This window comes from Thermostichus sp. MS-CIW-41 (genome assembly GCF_054058915.1).
This window is the reverse complement of sequence record NZ_JBSSBO010000025.1, coordinates 1-16,444: the sequence shown is the minus strand read 5'-3', so window position 1 is coordinate 16,444 and position 16,444 is coordinate 1. Positions and strand designations below refer to the sequence as shown.

Below are 16,444 nucleotides of genomic sequence, written 5' to 3'. Positions count from 1 at the left end.
CCGACTCTTGAGCGCCGGTTGGCAACCCCGCCGACCCAATGCCCAACCACGTTATCACAATCTTCAGGGATCCGGTGTTGTAGGTAGTGTTGTGCTCTGAGAAGATCTTTAAGAGCCTCTAGGGATAGGGCAGGCCCGCTGTCTGCCGGGGGAGCCGCAAGGGAACGGAAGGCCCGGCAGAAGGGCTACAGTGGAGGAGAGGGATCCCAAGTTAAGGGGCTGCTTGTCGTCTTCAACGGCACCTTCCTGGGCCTTCTCCCCAGTGAGAGCTGTGTAAGGAGTTGTATCGTCATGACCAGTCGCCTGCGCATCGGTAGCTTGTGGGGGATCCCCTTTTTCATCGACTACACCTGGTTCCCGGCGGCCCTCCTGCTGGTGCTCTCCTACGGGGTGTTGACGGCGATGGGGTTGTTTCTTTCTCTGCTGGCCCATGAGTTGGCCCACAGCTTGGTGGCCCGCGCCTATGGGGTACGGGTTAACTCCATCACCCTGTTTATTTTTGGGGGTATGGCGGCGATTGAGCGGGAAGTTCCCCGCCCCCTTGGCGCTTTTTGCGTGGCCGTGGCAGGCCCTCTCCTCAGCTTGGGTCTGTTTGTGCTCTTCAGCATGGCCCGGGCTTGGGCTGTGCCGGAGTCGATGCTGGCCTCAACCCTTGCCAGCTTGGCTGCCATCAACCTGACGATTGCCCTGTTTAACCTGCTGCCGGGCCTGCCTCTGGATGGGGGGCAAATGCTCAAGGCGGCCATCTGGGGTTGGACAGGGGATCGGCAAAAGGGTATGCTGTGGGCGGCCCGAGCCGGCCAGGGGGTGGGCTGGGGTTTGGTGGGGCTAGGTCTGCTGGTGGTATTTTGGGGGAGCCTCAACGGCCTCTGGGTGGGGTTGATCGGCCTGTTTATTTTGAACACCGCCCGCCGCTACAGCCAGTACGCGCAACTGCAGCAGGTGCTGGCCCGCCTGAAAGCTGCAGATGTGATGACCCGCCAGTTTCGGGTTTTGGACGCGAACATGAGCCTGCGGGAGTTTGTGGATCGCTATCTGGTGCCTTCTTCTCTCAGGCCGGAAGCCCCAACTCAACCGGCGGACGTTTATTTTGCTGAGGAAGATGGCCGCTACCGTGGGCTGGTCAGGCCAGAATTGCTCAACGACATCGAGCGCAGCCAGTGGGATCGCCTCACCCTCAAGGCTATTCTCAAGCCGATGGAGCAACTGCAGGGGGTACGAGAAGAGACCCCCATTCCCCAGGTGATTCAGATGATGCGCCAGGCGGAACCGCGCCGCATTTTGGTTTTCACGCCCACCGGCGCCATTGCCGGCTTGATCGATCGCGGGGATGTGGTGGCCATGGCTGCCCGGCAGTTGGGGGTCGTGCTGCCCCAAGAGGTGGTGCAGCGGGTGCGCGATAGCGAAGAATGGCCCCCTGGATTTCAGGTGGAGCATGACTCTAGTCAATAATAAGCTCAACTATACTGAAAATAATGTATAATATGTTCAGTACGGATTACTACCAGTTGATCTTTCTGTTTACTTTCGAGTCTGCCAACATGGTAGCCAAAGCAAAGCAGAAAATTGGTAGTAAGACGACACGGAAACTGCGCTTTGGGTATTCTACTCAAAGCTTTGCGGGATACCGCCATTCTGTTTGGAAACAAACAGAATGCTATCGCTGCATAGTTGAACAGTGATGTTCAGCAGTGTTCAGCCTAAATGTATCAGGACAATCTGGCCGGAGAGGGATCCCCCAGTCTGGCTTGGCAGGGATCCCCGGATCTGCGCAATGAGCCTTAGGGGGATATCTGGACAGGGAGCAGCCCAAGGTACCTAGGTTCTCCCTCTACCACAAAAGGGGTTGGGATCTGCAAGGTGGGGAGAGAAGACCAAGAAAAGTAGTCTCAGATACTATTTCCCGGAGCCCCTCTCCATCTACAATTAAGACTGTTCTCCATCAGTTAAGAATTTTGAACCGCTCTCCTCGTCTTTTGCCCGCCTACACCCACCGACTGAGCAACGGGTTAGGCGTTATCCTTCATCCCATCCCAATTGCCGATTCTGTAACCGTTGACGTCTGGGTACGGACAGGCGGACGCCATGAGCCGCCGGAGTGGCTGGGCCTATCCCATTTTCTGGAACACATGGTGTTTAAGGGCAGCGAGCGGCTGACCCCTGGTGAGCTGGATTGGGCCGTGGAAGGACGGGGCGGAGTTACCAATGCTGCCACCGGCCAAGACTACACCCATTACTACATTACGGTGGCTGCTGCCGACCTGGCGGATACCCTGCCCTACCTGGCAGAGGTGGTTTTGCGGGCCGGGATCCCGGATCCAGAGTTTGAGCGGGAGCGGCAGGTGGTTCTGGAGGAAATTCGCCGCGCCGCCGACAACCCTGATTACACGGCCTATCAGCTTTTGATGCAGACCGCCTATGGGGAGCATCCCTATGGACGACCGGTGTTGGGCACACCGGAAAGCTTGATGCAACTGACCCCTGAGGTGATGCGCGCTTACCACCGCGCTTGGTATCGGCCTGAATCCATGACGGTGGTGGTGACGGGTGGCATCGATCCTGAGCGAGCGTTGGCCTTGGTGGAGGAGCAGTTTGGCAGCTCTGCTGCTGGGCCAGCACCGGTCAGCCCCCCCATTCCGCCCCAGCCTCGTCCCCAAGGGATCCTGCGCCGGGAGAGCGACCATGCCCGCTTGGAGCAAGCCCGTCTGAAATTGGCCTGGCCTACCGTTGGCATTGACGATTGGCAACAAGCCTGTGGCCTGGAGATGTTGGCTTCTCTGCTGGGAGATGGCCGTACTTCGCGGCTGGTGCATCTGCTGCGGGAACAGCGGGGCTGGGTGAGGGCCATTGGCTGTTCTTCGCTGGTGCTGAAGGAGGGGGGACTGTTTTGTATTGGGGCTCAGCTGGAGCCGAAGGATGTGGCGCGGGTGGAGGCGACGATCCTGCACGAGGTTGAAAAGCTGCAGCAGGATGGCATCGGCCAAGCGGAGTTGGATCGCACCCGGCGTATGCTCACCCATGAGTTCCTGTTCTCCGCCGAGTCTCCCAGTCAATTGGCGGGCATCTATGGCTACTACGAGACGCTGGGCGGGGTGCAGCGCATTCAAGAGTACCTGGAGCTGTTGCAATCCTTTACTCCGGCTCAGATCCGGGAATTGGCCCAGCAGTACTTGTCTTTGGAGGCCTATGTGGTCACCGTTCTCAAGCCGACTGCCCTCGATCCAGCAATGGCCTCGGAGCTGCAACTGGCCTGTCGGTGAGCGCTGCCTCGACGCTCTGGACTCTTGACTTTCGGATTTTGGACGGGATCCCTTGCCTGCATGAACTCTGCTCTGCTTGCCACCCAACGTGGCCGTTTACAGCGCGTCCTTTTGGCCAATGGCATCACGCTGTTGCTGGGCCAGAACCCAACGGTGGAGATCTTGGCTGCCCACTGTTTTTTCCGCGGTGGTAGCCGGGCAGAGCGGCCGCAACAGGCGGGGGTGAGCCACTTGATGGCGGCTGTCCTCACCAAAGGCACGCATCGGCGCAACTCCCAGGCCATTGCTGCTGCGGTGGAATCGCTGGGAGCCTCGCTATCGGTGGACAGTTCTGCCGACTATTTCGAGGTGAGCCTGCGCTGTGTGGCTGCCGATTTCCCGGAGTTGCTGGATTTGCTTGCGGAGACGCTGCGGGATCCCAGTTTTCCTGAAGAGGAGGTGGCGCGAGAGCAGGCGTTGATGCTGCAGGCCATCCGCGCCCAACAGGAACGGCCCTTCAGCTTGGCTTTCGAGCAGGTGCAACAAGCCCTCTATGGGGATCATCCCTACGCTCTGCCGGGGTTGGGACGGCTGGAAACGGTGGGATCCCTGACCCGCGAGGATTTGGTGGCCTATCACGCGGCCTACTGTCGTCCCAATGGAATGGTGATGGTGGTGATCGGCCCAGAGCCGCCGGAGCAAATGGCTGCCCAGGTGGAAGCGGCTTTGGGGGACTGGGTTGTTCCCGGCCCCTCTCCAGAGGATCGGGATGTTCCCCTGCCCCCTCTGAGGGATCCCCAACTGCTGAGGTTGCCCCAGCCCACTCAGCAGACAACAATCTTGATCGGGTTTCGCGGATCCCCTGCTGCTTCTGCGGATTATCCGGCCCTGAAGTTGCTGGCCACCTACTTGGGCAGCGGTCTATCCAGCCGTCTGTTTGTGGAACTGCGGGAGCGCTGTGGCCTGGCCTATGAGGTCTCGGCTTTTTTTGCCACCCGCCGGGATCCCGCCCCTTTTGGGGTTTACATGGGCACTGCGGCAGAGAATACTCAGGTGGCCCTGGAGCGCCTACAAGCAGAAATCCACCGTCTGCAGGCCAATCCGCTCGACCTGGCAGAGGTGGAAATGGCGCAGCGCAAACTTCTGGGCCAGTATGCCCTCAGCAAACAAACCAATGCCCAGGTGGCTCAACTGGCGGGCTGGTACGAGATTTTGGGCTTGGGCATGGAGTTTGACCAGCAGTATTTGCAGAGGGTCAGGCAGCTCACCCCAGAGCAGCTCCACCAAGCCGCAAAGACCTACCTGACCCCCCCGGCCATTGCTCTGGTGGGGCCGGAAGCCGCCTTGGCAGAGGTTGAGCTGGTGTTTTAAGGTAAACTACCCGACCCTGACTGCTTCGCAGTACAGGGCGGGCTTTCGGTAGCCCTGCAGTTGGCAAGCCAACCACGAACCTCTAGGCTGGTTTACAGCAGCCCCCAAAAGCGCAATCACATTCGCACCATTCAAATCCGCATCCCCTTCCCATCCACAGTGCCCACACTTGAACGACTTGCCACTGCGGTAGGACTTACCCTGCTCAGGGTGGATGTGTAAGCACCGGTGGCAGGTCTGCGACGTGTAAGCAGGCGGCACAAGAATCAGAGAAACCCCTGCAACCCTCGCCTTGTATTCCAGAAATTGACGTAGTTGGTAGAACGCCCAACTGTTGGCCCTGCGCCTTTCGGTTTTGCTGCGGGGTTGTTGATTGACTCTTTCCCGAATCCCTGTCAAGTCTTCCAGAGCGATAGCGCTGTTGGTAGCTTTTGCCCTAGAGACAACAGCTTTGGAGATGCGATGATTGACCCACGCCTGAAAGCGTCTCTCCTTGCCAGACAGCCGTTGCAGCAGTTGACGGCATCTGCGCCGCGAACTGCGTGTGCCCTTACTGGCTTTGCGTTGGAGTGCCGCCCTCAGCTTGGAGTAGTGGTCTCGGATTCGGTTCAACTGCTGTCCATTCCAGTTATCCCCTTCTGACGTATGAGCAATATCCGTCCTTCCCAAATCCACCCCGATCACCTTGTCGGTTTCTTGTTGCTTGGGTGGCTTTTCCTCTACGCAAATCTGGATGTAGTAGGAGCCGTCTTTCCGCTTGACTAGCGTGGCGGCTTTTGGGTTGGAGCCAGCCAGCATCCCACGCTGGTAGTTACCAATGGCCAGTCCAAAGCGCTCTCGCCCTTCCACCGTGGTCAGCGACACCGTCCAGTCTCTCTCACGAAATGAGAAGATGCGTGCGTCGTAGGTAACGAACCTACGCTTGAACTCTTTAACCGGACGGTTGCGCTGTCTCGCCACTTTGCGGGCGCCGGCCACCCGTCTGCAGACCTGCTGGGCCAAGTTACTGGACAAGCCGAATCGGGCGCGAATCTCGTAGTAGCAAAGGGATTGCAGTTTGACCGCATTGACGATCTTCTCCGGCGTGTTCTGGTTGACCCAGTTCAGTGCCTGCACAAAGGCATCCATCGTCGCGTCCAATTTAGCGGCTTGCGACTGGGACACCTTGAGCTTGCAGGATATGGTCAGGACTTGGCTCATAAGTTCATTGTACTTCATCAAAGCGCATTCCTCCCGACACTGACCCTACGGGTACAGTGCGGGGCTCCTGCGCTAGTAAGCTGAATAGCAGCCCTCTGAGAAAACTGGCGTTTTCCCTTTCTTTATCTTGCTTGAGCTTTTTGTGGCTGGTAGGCACAGCAGATCATCTGCAGGGGATACCCAAAAAGAGGGATCCGTGCCGCTTGGGCGGCTGGAAAAGCGGTTTTCCTTTGCGTTTTGCCCCTACTGGCGTCCCTTTCGGCAGCCCCTGCGCACCCACCACGGCCTGTGGTCTATCCGGGAAGGGATCCTGATCCGGCTTACGGATCGGGAGACAGGCTGTCAGGGATATGGGGAAATTGCTCCCATCCCTTGGTTTGGCAGCGAAACCCTGGAGCAGGCTCTGGAGTTTTGTCGGCAGTTGCCCCCTCTTTTGTCGGAGGCGCATATTTTGGGGATCCCAGAAGCACTGCCAACCTGCCGGTTTGGGTTTGAATGCGCTTGGCTGGCCTGTCGGGATCCCGATTGGTTGAACAAGGATCTCTCTCTACTCTCTTTCTGTGAACTTTTGGGGGAGACCCTGCCGCCGGAATCTTACAAGGACTCCTACAAGGACTCCGTCCCACTCACGCGGTCGGTGTACAAGCTCAAGGTGGGGAGGGATCCCATGCAGCAGGAGTTGGAGAAGCTGGAGCAATGGCTGGAGCGGTTGCCGCCGGGATCCCGTCTGCGTTTGGATGCCAATGGGGGACTAGGGCTTGCGGAGGCCCACCGGTGGCTGATGGTTTGTGATCGGCTCAACCAGGCCTCGCCGGTCAAGATTGAGTTTTTGGAGCAGCCTCTGCCGCCGGATCAGCACGCCCATCTGGTGGAGCTCAGCCGCCAGTACCAGACCCCCATTGCTTTGGATGAATCGGTGGCCTGCCTGGAGCAGTTGCAAGCGATCCATCGGTCAGGATGGAAAGGGATCCTGGTGGTGAAGCCGTCTCTGGTGGGCTCCTGCATCGCGCTGCGGGAGTATCTCAGCCGACATCCCGGCCTGGATCTGGTTTTTTCTTCTGCGCTGGAGACTGCCATCGGCGCCTGGCACGGGTTGGCTTGGGCGGGATCCCTGCAAGCCAAAACCGCCTCTCCCCGGGCCGTGGGATGGGGGGTAGGGGAGTTTTTCCAGGAAGGGGATCCCCTGACCTTGACCCAGCTCTCAGCCCAGGAGCGGGCTGCCCTCATGCAGGCGGTGTGGGAGCGCTACAGCCGGCCCTAGACTGCGGCGGCCTGTTGTTTGGCGTATTCCTGCCGCAGATAGGCCTGGATAAAATGCATCAGCTCCTCCGGCTCGCCGTTCATAAAGGCCTCGACATTGTAGGTTTCGGCGTTGGTGCGGTGATCTTTGATCAGCTTGTAGGGATCGAAGGTGTAGGTGCGAATACGCCCCCCAAAGCCCTGAGTCACCATCTCGCCGCGAATCTCGGCCAGCTTTTGTCTGCGTTTTTCTTCTTCCATCTCGATCAGCTTGGCCTTCAAGATCTGGATGGCCCGCTCTTTGTTTTGCAGTTGGGAGCGCTCTTCGGTGCAGCGCACAGCAATGCCGGTGGGCTTGTGGATCACCCGCACTGCTGTTTCCACTTTGTTCACGTTTTGGCCACCTGCTCCACCCGAGCGGGAGGTCTCGAACTCCAGATCTTCCATCTTCAGCTCATACTCGCTTTCCTCTTCCAGGATCGGCATCACCTCTACGCCAGCAAAGCTGGTTTGCCGTTTGCCGTTGGCGTTGAAGGGGCTGATGCGCTCCATGCGGTGGTTGCCCTTCTCGGCAGAAAGATACCCATAGGCGTAGGGGCCTTCGATCAGCAGGGTGGCGGACTTGATACCGGCTTCGGCGCCTTCGGAGTATTCCGAGAGGCTGACCTTGTAGCCCTGGTTTTCGGCCCAGCGGGTGTACATTTTCAGGAGCATTTCCGCCCAGTCCTGGGCGTCGGTTCCCCCTGCGCCGGCGGTGATGGTGAGGATGGCACCGTTTTTGTCGTAGGGGCCGGAGAGCAGTTGCTGTAGCTCCCACTGGCCCAACTCCCGCTCCACCGCTGCCAGGGATCCTGCTGTCTCGGCTAAGAGTTCCGGATCGGGCTCTTCTTGGAGCAGCTCGAGGGCGCTGGCGGCATCTTCCAGGCGATCCTTCCAGCGGTGCACCTGATCCCAGGAGGCCTTGAGGCTGTTGAGCTTTTGCAGGTGGCGGCGGGCTGCCTCTACATCATTCCAAAACTGCGGCTGCGAGGCTTCTTGCTCTAGGATGGCAATCTGTTGCTCCAAGTGGGGCAGGTCAAAGATAGTCCTGAGCGTTGCTCAGGCGCAAGGTGAGCGATTCTAGGGTGCGTCTTAGATCGGCAAGTTCCATAGAGAGCAGCAAGCTGTTTGCGCGTCGGATCCCATCCTAACCTGTGGGCCGGCAACTCAATCAAGGGATGGAGCCCTTCTGTGGGGCAGTTCCTGGCCGTTCCCATTGCAACAGCATTGCGATCCCTTTTCCATAGCAACAACCCCGCCAGAGGCAGGACGGAGTCCTTTGGCTTCTGCCGAAAGATCCCTGTTGAGGTGGCTCAAGCCTATAGCAGAATAAAGAGTTCGGTTTCGGAGGCTGCGATGCTGAAGGTCTTTTCTTGCTTTCCGGGCTGGTTTTGGCGGGAGGAGTGGCTGCTTTGGCCATCACCAATCCCACCTTAGAAGAGTATGCCTCTAACCCCCAAAACCCTGAACTTTGCTGAATTTACTGAGCTTTAGGCGGTTTGGCAAAAGTCATTGAGAGGGATATAGTAGACCAAGTTTCCCCCTGATCCTTGAGTCCACCGCAACGGTTGCCGGGAAGTGAAGGGGGAAAGCGCTCGGGGGGTATTCCTCAGGGCTTTGCGGGATACCGCCTTCCTGTTTGGACTCCGTCCCGCTGACGCGAACAGAGATAGGCAGGATGCGATCGCTTCTTTCCTGAACCATGTTCAGGAGAGTTCAGCGTGAATGTATCAGTACAGAACCCATGCAGGGCAACAACTGGCCGCCTACGCTACGCGAGAATACTGCGCTCAGATCCCGTCTTTCTTGGTCACTTTGATTGAGGAATGTCATGCCCTTGTCCGAGAGCTCCAGCCCGAACTAGAAGCTCTGTTCATGCGCCAAACCCGCCGGCAGAATTTTATCCTTTTCAGCCTCTACACCACCGATTTGTCGTTGCTCAACTTTGGCCCACTGGGGATCTCCTTGCCCACCTACCACTTTGAAACCCTTGCCGTGGCTGGGCAATTTTATACTTATGAGATTCGAGAGGGGAAAGCTGCCCCCTAGCCACCATGGCAACCTTAGGGATCAGACAGATCCAAAAGAATCTCAAACCCAAAAGGGAGGCTAGATCTGGGCCTGTTCCAACAGGGTTTGCAGCTCTTCCAGGGCCAACTGGGCCGACTGGGCCTGCTGGTAAAGGGATTGCACCACCTCAGCGCTGCTCTGGGCCGATTGCAGTGTGGATTGGCTTTGTCGCTGGATGCGATCTGCTAGGCCGCGAATACGGTTGCTGGCCTCGGTGGTTCGTCCCGCCAATTTGCGGATCTCCTGGGCAATGGCTCCAAAGCCACCGGCACCACCGCTGCGGTTGGCCTCTACAGCCGCATTGAAAGAGAGCAGGCGAATGTATCCTGCCACCTCCACGATCAAATCCACGATGGTGTTGATCTCCTTGAGTTCGCGGGATAGCTCCTGGTTGTTGTCGGCAATTTCCTGGAAGAGGGTGCGCACCGCTTCTACCCCAGCAAAGGTGGCGGCAAAGGTGGATTTGCCTCTCTCAGAGAGCACAGAACTGATTTCAATGATGCGGGCGTTGAGGCGAGCCAGCTCCTCAGAGCGCTGTTGGGCCCGCCGGCGTTCCATATCTAGGGCCAGGTTTTGGTTGAGGATCTCGGCTTTTTGTCGCTCCAGATCCCGGGCATACTGGAGGCTGCGGTTTTTTTCCTGCTCCAGCTCTGCCAAGATCCTTTTCATCTCTTCCTGCTGCTCCTGTAGCTTGCGCTGGGTGGCCAGATGCACCTGAGCCTGGGCCACCAACAACACCGGCACATCCAGAAGGCGGTAGTCCTGGGATCCCAGCTGAACCACCACTGGGTCGTAGACGGTTTCTTCGGGCCGTTGGAAAGCTCGGTCGGCTGCTTGGATGACATCGCAGTCGCCGGGGAGCAAGAGAAAATCCCGGCTATGGAACTCCACCATGGAGCTGATGGGCCGCTTCAAAAACACATCCAGGCCGTAGGGCTTGCTAAGCATCCACTCCAGAATGGCGCGGCGGGTCAACATTCCCCGCACCTGTGACCGCTCGTCCAGCACGATGACTCCTGAAAGGCTGCTGTCATCTTCTAGGCGGCGCACCACGTTCTCACAAGGGGTGGACTCGCTCACCTGAAACTCCACCAAGGCCAAATCGCGCAGCTTGGTGTTGATCGATAGGGTAGGAGTGGGTGGATTTGTCAGGGGAGCCATCACAGGGATCCGCGGCACACGTTGGGTACAGATGGGTTGGATGCTAATGTGTAGAGTAACACAAAAAGTCGGCCCTAAATCGGCCTTTGATGGGGTGATTCCTGCAGAAAATCGACCACCTTCAGTTTGCCCTGGGATCCCATCTCCTGCCCATAGGATTTTGCAGAATTGTGCGGGAAGGATGGCCTGGGATCCCTTCTTTGCGGTTTGCTGGGACGGATCCCTTTGAAGCTGGATTTAGCGGGTTTCTGGATAGCGGTGGTAGATTTCCAGAATTTCGCTGCGTCCTCGGTTAAAGGCGGCCACCACTTGCGGATCGAAATGGCTGCCTCTGTTGTCTTCTACAAACTGAAAGACCTCATTCAAAGCCCAGGCTTCTTTGTAGGGGCGACGGCTGGCCAAGGCATCGAATACATCGGCTAAGGCCACAATCCGCCCTTCTAGAGGGATCCCTTCTCCTTTGAGGCCGCGCGGATACCCACTGCCGTCGAACTTCTCGTGGTGGGTCAGAGCGATGATGGCGCTCTTTTTCATCAGCTCGGAGTCGGACTTGCTGAGAATTTCGTAGCCGATCTCAGGGTGGCGGTTCATGATCTGCCGCTCTTCTGGGGTCAGACGCCCCGGCTTTTGCAAGATGGCATCCGGGATCCCGATTTTGCCCACATCGTGCATAGGACTGGCGTAGAAGATCAGCTCTTGCTCATGGCTGGATAGGCCCAAGTGCTTGGCGATGATGCGAGAGTAGTTGCTCATCCGCTTCAGGTGAAAAGAGGTATCTTGATCTCGGTATTCTGCGGCCACAGACAGACAGAAGATGGTCTCGAAGTGGGCAGATTTGAGCTCTTCCCGCAATTGGGCGTTTTGATAGGCAACCGCCGCCTGGGAGGCCAAGGCTTCTGCCACGCTAACTTCCAGCTCAGAAAAAGGTTGGCTCCACTCAGCCACCTGGTCAGGAGCTAGGGGGGTGGGGTGATCCGGCTTTAGGCGGTTCAACAGTTGTAGGGCGCCGAGGATCTTTCCTGAGGGATCCCGCATGGGCACAGTGAGCAAGGAGCGGGTGCGATAGCCGGTTTGCCGATCCACCTGTGGGTTAAAGGCATAGGGCCGGTCGGCGGGCAGGTGGTAGACATCTGGCAGATTCAGGCTCTCCCCGGTGAGCACCACATAGCCCACAATGCTGGAAGGGCTGAGGGGCAGGCGCAGATCCCGCAGCTCCTCATGGCGGTTGACCACGAAAAAGCGCAGTTCCTCCCCCTCTCGGACAAAAAGGCTGGCCCCATCACAGTGGGTCAGTTCTCGGGCTTGAGCAACAATCAACTCCAGCAGCCGCTGCAGATCCGTTTCTGAGGAGAGGGCAATCCCCACCTGAATCAGACGCTGGCTGAGGCGCAGGGCATCCGAGGCATCGAATTCGGTTGTGCTGGGGTGAAGACCGAAGGGGGTGGGCAGGCTCATAGCAGGGTTGGTCAGAAGCGTTCACAATGAGCGTTGACAATAAACAATGGCAGAGTCATGGGCGGCGAGCCATTTGCCCCCAGGGATCCTCACCGCTGTCCCGACTCAGTCCGGCTGGGTATCTGACACCTTCGGGGCGACCAGCAGCCCAAAAACACGCCAACACCACTCAAAGCAGCGATGCCTTACTTTAGCTCGAGGAGGCGAGAAACGTTGTGACCCAGGTCAAGCCCAAGGGAACCGATGAGATTTCCCTGCAGCTCGTTGTGGGCCTGGGCAATCCCGGCCCTCAATACGCCAATACCCGCCACAATTGCGGCTTTATGGTGGTGGATCGGCTGGCGCAGCGCTGGGGGATCCCGTTGGTTTTGGAGAAGCGATTCCAAGGTAGCTACGGAGAAGGGTTTGCCCTGGGAGGAAAGCGACGCTTGCTCAAGCCGGAAACCTACATGAACCGTTCCGGCCAATCGGTGCGGGCGGTGCTGGATTGGTACAAGTTAGATCTCGCCTCTGTGCTGGTGGTGTACGACGATATGGATCTGCCGCTGGGTCGTCTGCGCCTGCGGGGATCCGGTTCTGCCGGTGGGCACAACGGCATGAAGTCCATCATTCAGCACTTGGGGAGCGAGGCGTTTCCACGGCTGCGTTTGGGGGTGGGCAAACCCAAGGGCAGCCAAGATGTGGTCGGGCATGTGTTGGGTGGATTCGCCCCTGCAGAACAAGAGGTGCTGGAGCGGGTGTTGAATACGGCGGTAGAGGCCGTGGAGCGCTGCTTGCAAGAGGGACTGAGGACAGCCATGAACCGCTTTAATCCTCTGGATCTGTCTGGGCCATCGTCCGATTTGGATGGATCCAACCCTGCACCGGGCCAAGGCGAGGCTTCCTCCTGAGGAGCAGCTCGTCGTCCACCTGGGTTGTTGGCTCTGAGGGATTTTCCAGGAGCGGGGTGATAAGGGCTTCGTCCCCCTGATGCAAAGGGATGAAGGGCAATACTCCAGATAAGTATCAATTAAACGCCGGTGTTGCAACGCCAGTGCCTTTATCTCCTGCACCAACGGGGTTTGGTTGCTGTAGGTCTTGTCCAGCAGTTCCAAGACCCGTAGTGCCTGGATAAGCACAGCGCAGATGGTGCCCTTGGGCAGTTTGTGGATGCCCTTGAGGGTTTGGTTGTGCAAAATCTCCCGCACTTTGTAAGCATCCTGGAGTTTCACCAGCTCTGGGTTTTCGGCGTGCACCTGCAACTTCACCCCCTTGATAAGGGCACTGTAGTTCTCCACCACCGCTTGCAGGCAGATACCCACATCGTTGAAATCCACCCCGGGAAAGTCCTGTTGCAACAACACCTTTCGGGCACGGTAGCGGTTCGCCAAACTGCACTGGGATTGCAGGGTTTGCTGTGCCCAGTCCACCGTGTGCTCTGGCTCCAGGTGGGCGTTTGCCAGGTTTTCCGCTTCCTGGTACTCGATGGCACGGTGCACGGTTTCCATCAATTCCCTGATTGGGGCATCTGGCACCAGGGCTTGGTAGGTGACTTGATGTCCGTCCTGTTGCAATCGCTGGACTAGGTAGTCCAAACTCGCCCGCCGCATGGCACTGTGAACCGCATAGGATTGGGCGTAAAACTCGAATATCGCCGTTTGGATGCGCTCGGTTGCTTCATCCGGGATGTCCAGTAAATGACTCAACCCCAGCCATTGGGTGAGTGCCTGGGCTTCCTTGCGTAATTCCCGCCCAATCGCCTGGGGATACAAACTACTCTCGTCCGAGTCGGAAAACACCACCGGCGGACAATAGATATGACGGGGCACGGCAGGACGGAATCGCCCCAACAATTGCAGATGAATATCCGTGGTGCCGGAAGGGAAATAACCCCACACGGAATGGAAGTAGGCTTGTTCTGGCGGCAGACCCCCCTGGATGCTCACCCCCGATTTCACCGACGGGGAACAGATGAGTATATCCGGTTGCTGGTCTTGTAGCCATTGGTCGGGGTCCTCAAAAAAGGCGGTGAAGGCACTGCCCTCGTTGGTATCCGAATCAATCCGCACCACCTTTAAGTGGGGGAGCATCGCCTGCACCATCCCCTCAAGCCTCTGCCCCGCAAATTTGGAACTACTGACAAACATCAGCTTGTGACCTGCTGACAACTGGGCAAGCAATTCGGCGAAAAACCCAGACTTGTGCTGGCTACAACCGGTGTACAAGGTGACCTGCCAGGGTTGTTGGTGTTTCCTATGCGTAAACAGCCGCACCGTCTCTTTTTTGCTCAGCACTTTGAGCAGGTCGAGGGCACGGTCGGGCAAATTGGCTTCGGAAGCGACGATGGCTTGGGCACTCTGCGCTAGTTCGACAAACCGACAATTAATCCACGACCAACGCTTGCCCAAGGTTTGCCCCCGCACCAGGTGTTCCAAAACCTGGTTAGCCTCGTCCAGCACCAATAAGATTTGCTGTCGCCAGACCCACTCCGGGAGCCGGTGCAGGGAATCGGGGCACAACACCAACCCCCCTGCATGACGCATACAGGCTTCCAACCCTTTTTGCCCCGCCTCACTGTTGGGAAAGCTGTGGATGTGGGGCAAGCCCCAGTGCTTTGCCGTTTGTTCCCCCAAACTGTTCAAAGGAGTCAGCACAATCACAAAATGCTCCCGTTGGGCTTTCCAGGCGGAGACCCAATCCTGACCAATGCGATAGGTCTTGCCACTATTCATGGGGGCGCATAGCCCGTGAATGGCATGACTCGACAAAGCGGGCAATTCCGGCAGATAGGCACCCTCCGTATGCCGTTCCACCGGATAGGTTAATTTTTGTAAAGATTCCAGGCGGGTCAAAGCTGTTTCCACCGCCTGTTCCCGGTTGAGTTGGCGGATGTTGCGGGTGTTGTCCAACAGGGTGCCCAACCACTCCCAGCGGTGTTCCGGGGCAATCGTGAACAGTACATCATCAATGCCTTTGCCGAGGGTTGGTTCCCAGGTGACGGCACGGAAATCACAACCGTGGCGGGTGAAGGCTTGCCCCAGTTTCACCGCCTGCTTGAACACATTTCTACGGGTCTTGGGGGCGCTGTCCTGGTCAAAAAACAGGAAAATCCGGCGTCCCTTCTGGGCAAAGGGCAATAACTCCGCTGAAAGCTCATCTGTACCTTTTAACCGCCACATGGTCACCCCCCGGATGGCAATGGCAGGCAGACCTTGGGCAATGGCGGTTAGGGCTTTTTTGGGTCCCTCGTGAATGGACAAGGGGATGGCGGGATTGGCTAAAACTGCCTGCCAGAAGGGTATATCCCGGCGAATGCTCACCCCAAATCGCTGTTCAATGAGTTGGATGTATTTTTCTGGGACGACGGGTAGGATGGGCGTGCCTTTGGCACCGACGGGCGTTTCATACTTGATGACCTTCTGTTTTTGGCTAATGCCGGTGCCCTGGGTGACCCTGCGGGGGCGAAAGGGTTTGATGACCGGGATGCTCCCCTTCTCCCCGTCGAGCGTCTGCCCGTAGCAGACCCAAGCACCCCCCGCCGCTACCGTTTCATATTTGGCGAGGATTTTCTTGACTGCCTGGGTGCAATACTGCTGGCTGTGACCGCCCAACTGGCTGAGGGCAGGCCCCGTCAATTCCTCTAATAAAGCTGTCCCGCTGAGTATCTCGATATTGGCGAGGGTCAGGTCATCGGGGATGGCGGATGCCCGAAACTCCCGCAGTACCGGCTCGGGTAGGGCAGGTGCGACAACACTCTCTATGGTTTGGGGAACAGTTCTGGAAGCTAGCATCACTGGTGACTGGTCAGGATTTTTGCCTGCGTCACGTCACCACTGCGAAAAGATGCTTGCTTATGCTATATTTGGGCTAACACCTAAAACCCCCGCTAAGAGGTCGGTGTTTCGTTAGCAAGCCCTTGTCGTAGTGGGCGCGACTTCAGTGGGAGAGAGTGTCTGTACCAGACCTAATCTCTTCCCCCTATTTCAAAGAAATCTTTTCATCGCCTCGCTCCTTGTTGATACGAAATGCTAAATATTCTTTGACAAACATTATCACATCCTCCCGGTTCACCGCAAAAAGACTACCACCTTTTTCATAGCGAGCTGACAAGACCCTCACTGACCCAAAGGTTTCATACAATTCCTCCCGATGTTGTGCTAAACGGCTGGGCTTCCAGATCACCAGGATGCGGGGCAAAGGTCGTTTGGCAGCGCGGGAAGTCCCGCCGAAAAATGGGCGGTAGTGTTTTTGCAACCAGACAACGTGTTGCATTAAAGTGTCAACCGGGTCTAAAAGAATTGAGCGTAAACCCTTGTCATCGGGCTTTTTTTGGAAGAATCTTTGCCGCTTTTCATTAAAAACCACCTCCGCATCCCCATAAGAACGGATGCCAAGCAAAAAGAAGTGCTTGCCGGGAAACCGCAACAAAAGATCCACTGGCTCGTTAGTGGGATGTTCTACCAGGGCAGTCATTTCTAGCCCTTGACCTTTGAACGCCTCATCCAACTCCTTCATCAACTCTACGAGCCGCCGCACCTTCTCATAGCGAACCCCCTGGCGCCAGCCCAACAGCAAAAACAGTAGGGATAGAGGTGTACTAGGTTGTGTTGATCTTTCATTTGAGCCAAAAGAGAGCACTGACGAGATAGAGAAAACTCAAGAAGTTCCTGGCCAATTTGTCAAAACGAGAA

At 57.3% G+C, this 16,444-nt stretch carries 11 protein-coding genes and 1 pseudogene; 6 read left to right on the top strand and 6 right to left on the bottom strand.

From position 1 onward, the window contains the following. Positions 1–291: 291 nt before the first annotated feature. The 3 genes from ACVWXE_RS08700 to ACVWXE_RS08690 all read left to right on the top strand — a co-directional run bounded on the left by ACVWXE_RS08700 (position 292) and on the right by ACVWXE_RS08690 (position 4,610). Positions 292–1,452, top strand: a complete 1,161-nt coding sequence (locus ACVWXE_RS08700) for a site-2 protease family protein (protein ID WP_457490100.1) — start codon at positions 292–294, stop codon at positions 1,450–1,452. Positions 1,453–1,955: 503 nt separating this feature from the next. Then, on the top strand, positions 1,956–3,260 hold the full coding sequence (locus tag ACVWXE_RS08695; RefSeq protein WP_457490099.1) for a M16 family metallopeptidase: 1,305 nt from the start codon (positions 1,956–1,958) through the stop codon (positions 3,258–3,260). A gap of 60 nt (positions 3,261–3,320) precedes the next feature. Next, positions 3,321–4,610, top strand: a complete 1,290-nt coding sequence (locus ACVWXE_RS08690) for a M16 family metallopeptidase (protein ID WP_457490098.1) — start codon at positions 3,321–3,323, stop codon at positions 4,608–4,610. 6 nt (positions 4,611–4,616) lie between these two features. Here ACVWXE_RS08690 and ACVWXE_RS08685 read toward each other — a convergent pair whose 3' ends face one another. Beyond that, positions 4,617–5,810, bottom strand: a complete 1,194-nt coding sequence (locus ACVWXE_RS08685; RefSeq protein WP_457490111.1) for an RNA-guided endonuclease InsQ/TnpB family protein — start codon at positions 5,808–5,810, stop codon at positions 4,617–4,619. A 142-nt stretch (positions 5,811–5,952) separates the two neighbouring features. Between ACVWXE_RS08685 and ACVWXE_RS08680 the strand changes: the two genes are divergently transcribed. Next, on the top strand, positions 5,953–7,071 hold the full coding sequence (locus ACVWXE_RS08680) for an o-succinylbenzoate synthase (RefSeq protein ID WP_457490097.1): 1,119 nt from the start codon (positions 5,953–5,955) through the stop codon (positions 7,069–7,071). Here ACVWXE_RS08680 and prfB read toward each other — a convergent pair. Next, positions 7,068–8,199 (bottom strand): peptide chain release factor 2 gene (gene prfB / locus ACVWXE_RS08675; protein WP_414406725.1). Its coding sequence is split into 2 segments (ribosomal slippage): positions 7,068–8,126 and positions 8,128–8,199, totalling 1,131 coding nucleotides; the frame shifts between segments, so codons are not numbered across the junction. The genes ACVWXE_RS08680 and prfB overlap by 4 nt on opposite strands. A 614-nt stretch (positions 8,200–8,813) precedes the next feature. Here prfB and ACVWXE_RS08670 point away from each other — a divergent pair. Then, the gene (locus tag ACVWXE_RS08670; RefSeq protein WP_457490096.1) at positions 8,814–9,137 is read left to right on the top strand and encodes a DUF4359 domain-containing protein; all 324 of its coding nucleotides are present in this window, start codon (positions 8,814–8,816) and stop codon (positions 9,135–9,137) included. Positions 9,138–9,197: 60 nt separating this feature from the next. On the opposite strand, the gene ACVWXE_RS08665 is transcribed toward ACVWXE_RS08670, so the two are convergent. Then, the gene (locus ACVWXE_RS08665) at positions 9,198–10,319 is read right to left on the bottom strand and encodes a methyl-accepting chemotaxis protein (protein ID WP_457490095.1); all 1,122 of its coding nucleotides are present in this window, start codon (positions 10,317–10,319) and stop codon (positions 9,198–9,200) included. 237 nt (positions 10,320–10,556) lie between these two features. Next, the gene (locus ACVWXE_RS08660) at positions 10,557–11,774 is read right to left on the bottom strand and encodes an HD domain-containing phosphohydrolase (RefSeq protein ID WP_457490094.1); all 1,218 of its coding nucleotides are present in this window, start codon (positions 11,772–11,774) and stop codon (positions 10,557–10,559) included. 215 nt (positions 11,775–11,989) lie between these two features. On the opposite strand from ACVWXE_RS08660, the gene pth reads away from it, so the two are divergent. Next, positions 11,990–12,664, top strand: coding sequence for an aminoacyl-tRNA hydrolase (gene pth, locus ACVWXE_RS08655; protein ID WP_457490093.1), 675 nt, complete (start codon positions 11,990–11,992; stop codon positions 12,662–12,664). Positions 12,665–12,964: 300 nt separating this feature from the next. Here the strand turns inward: pth and ACVWXE_RS08650 are convergent. Then, positions 12,965–15,544 (bottom strand): annotated as a pseudogene (locus tag ACVWXE_RS08650) (plasmid replication protein, CyRepA1 family); the annotation flags it as partial. A gap of 187 nt (positions 15,545–15,731) precedes the next feature. Then, complete coding sequence (locus ACVWXE_RS08645; protein WP_457490092.1) at positions 15,732–16,268, bottom strand: hypothetical protein; 537 nt, start codon at positions 16,266–16,268, stop codon at positions 15,732–15,734. Between the last annotated feature and the right edge of the window lie 176 nt (positions 16,269–16,444).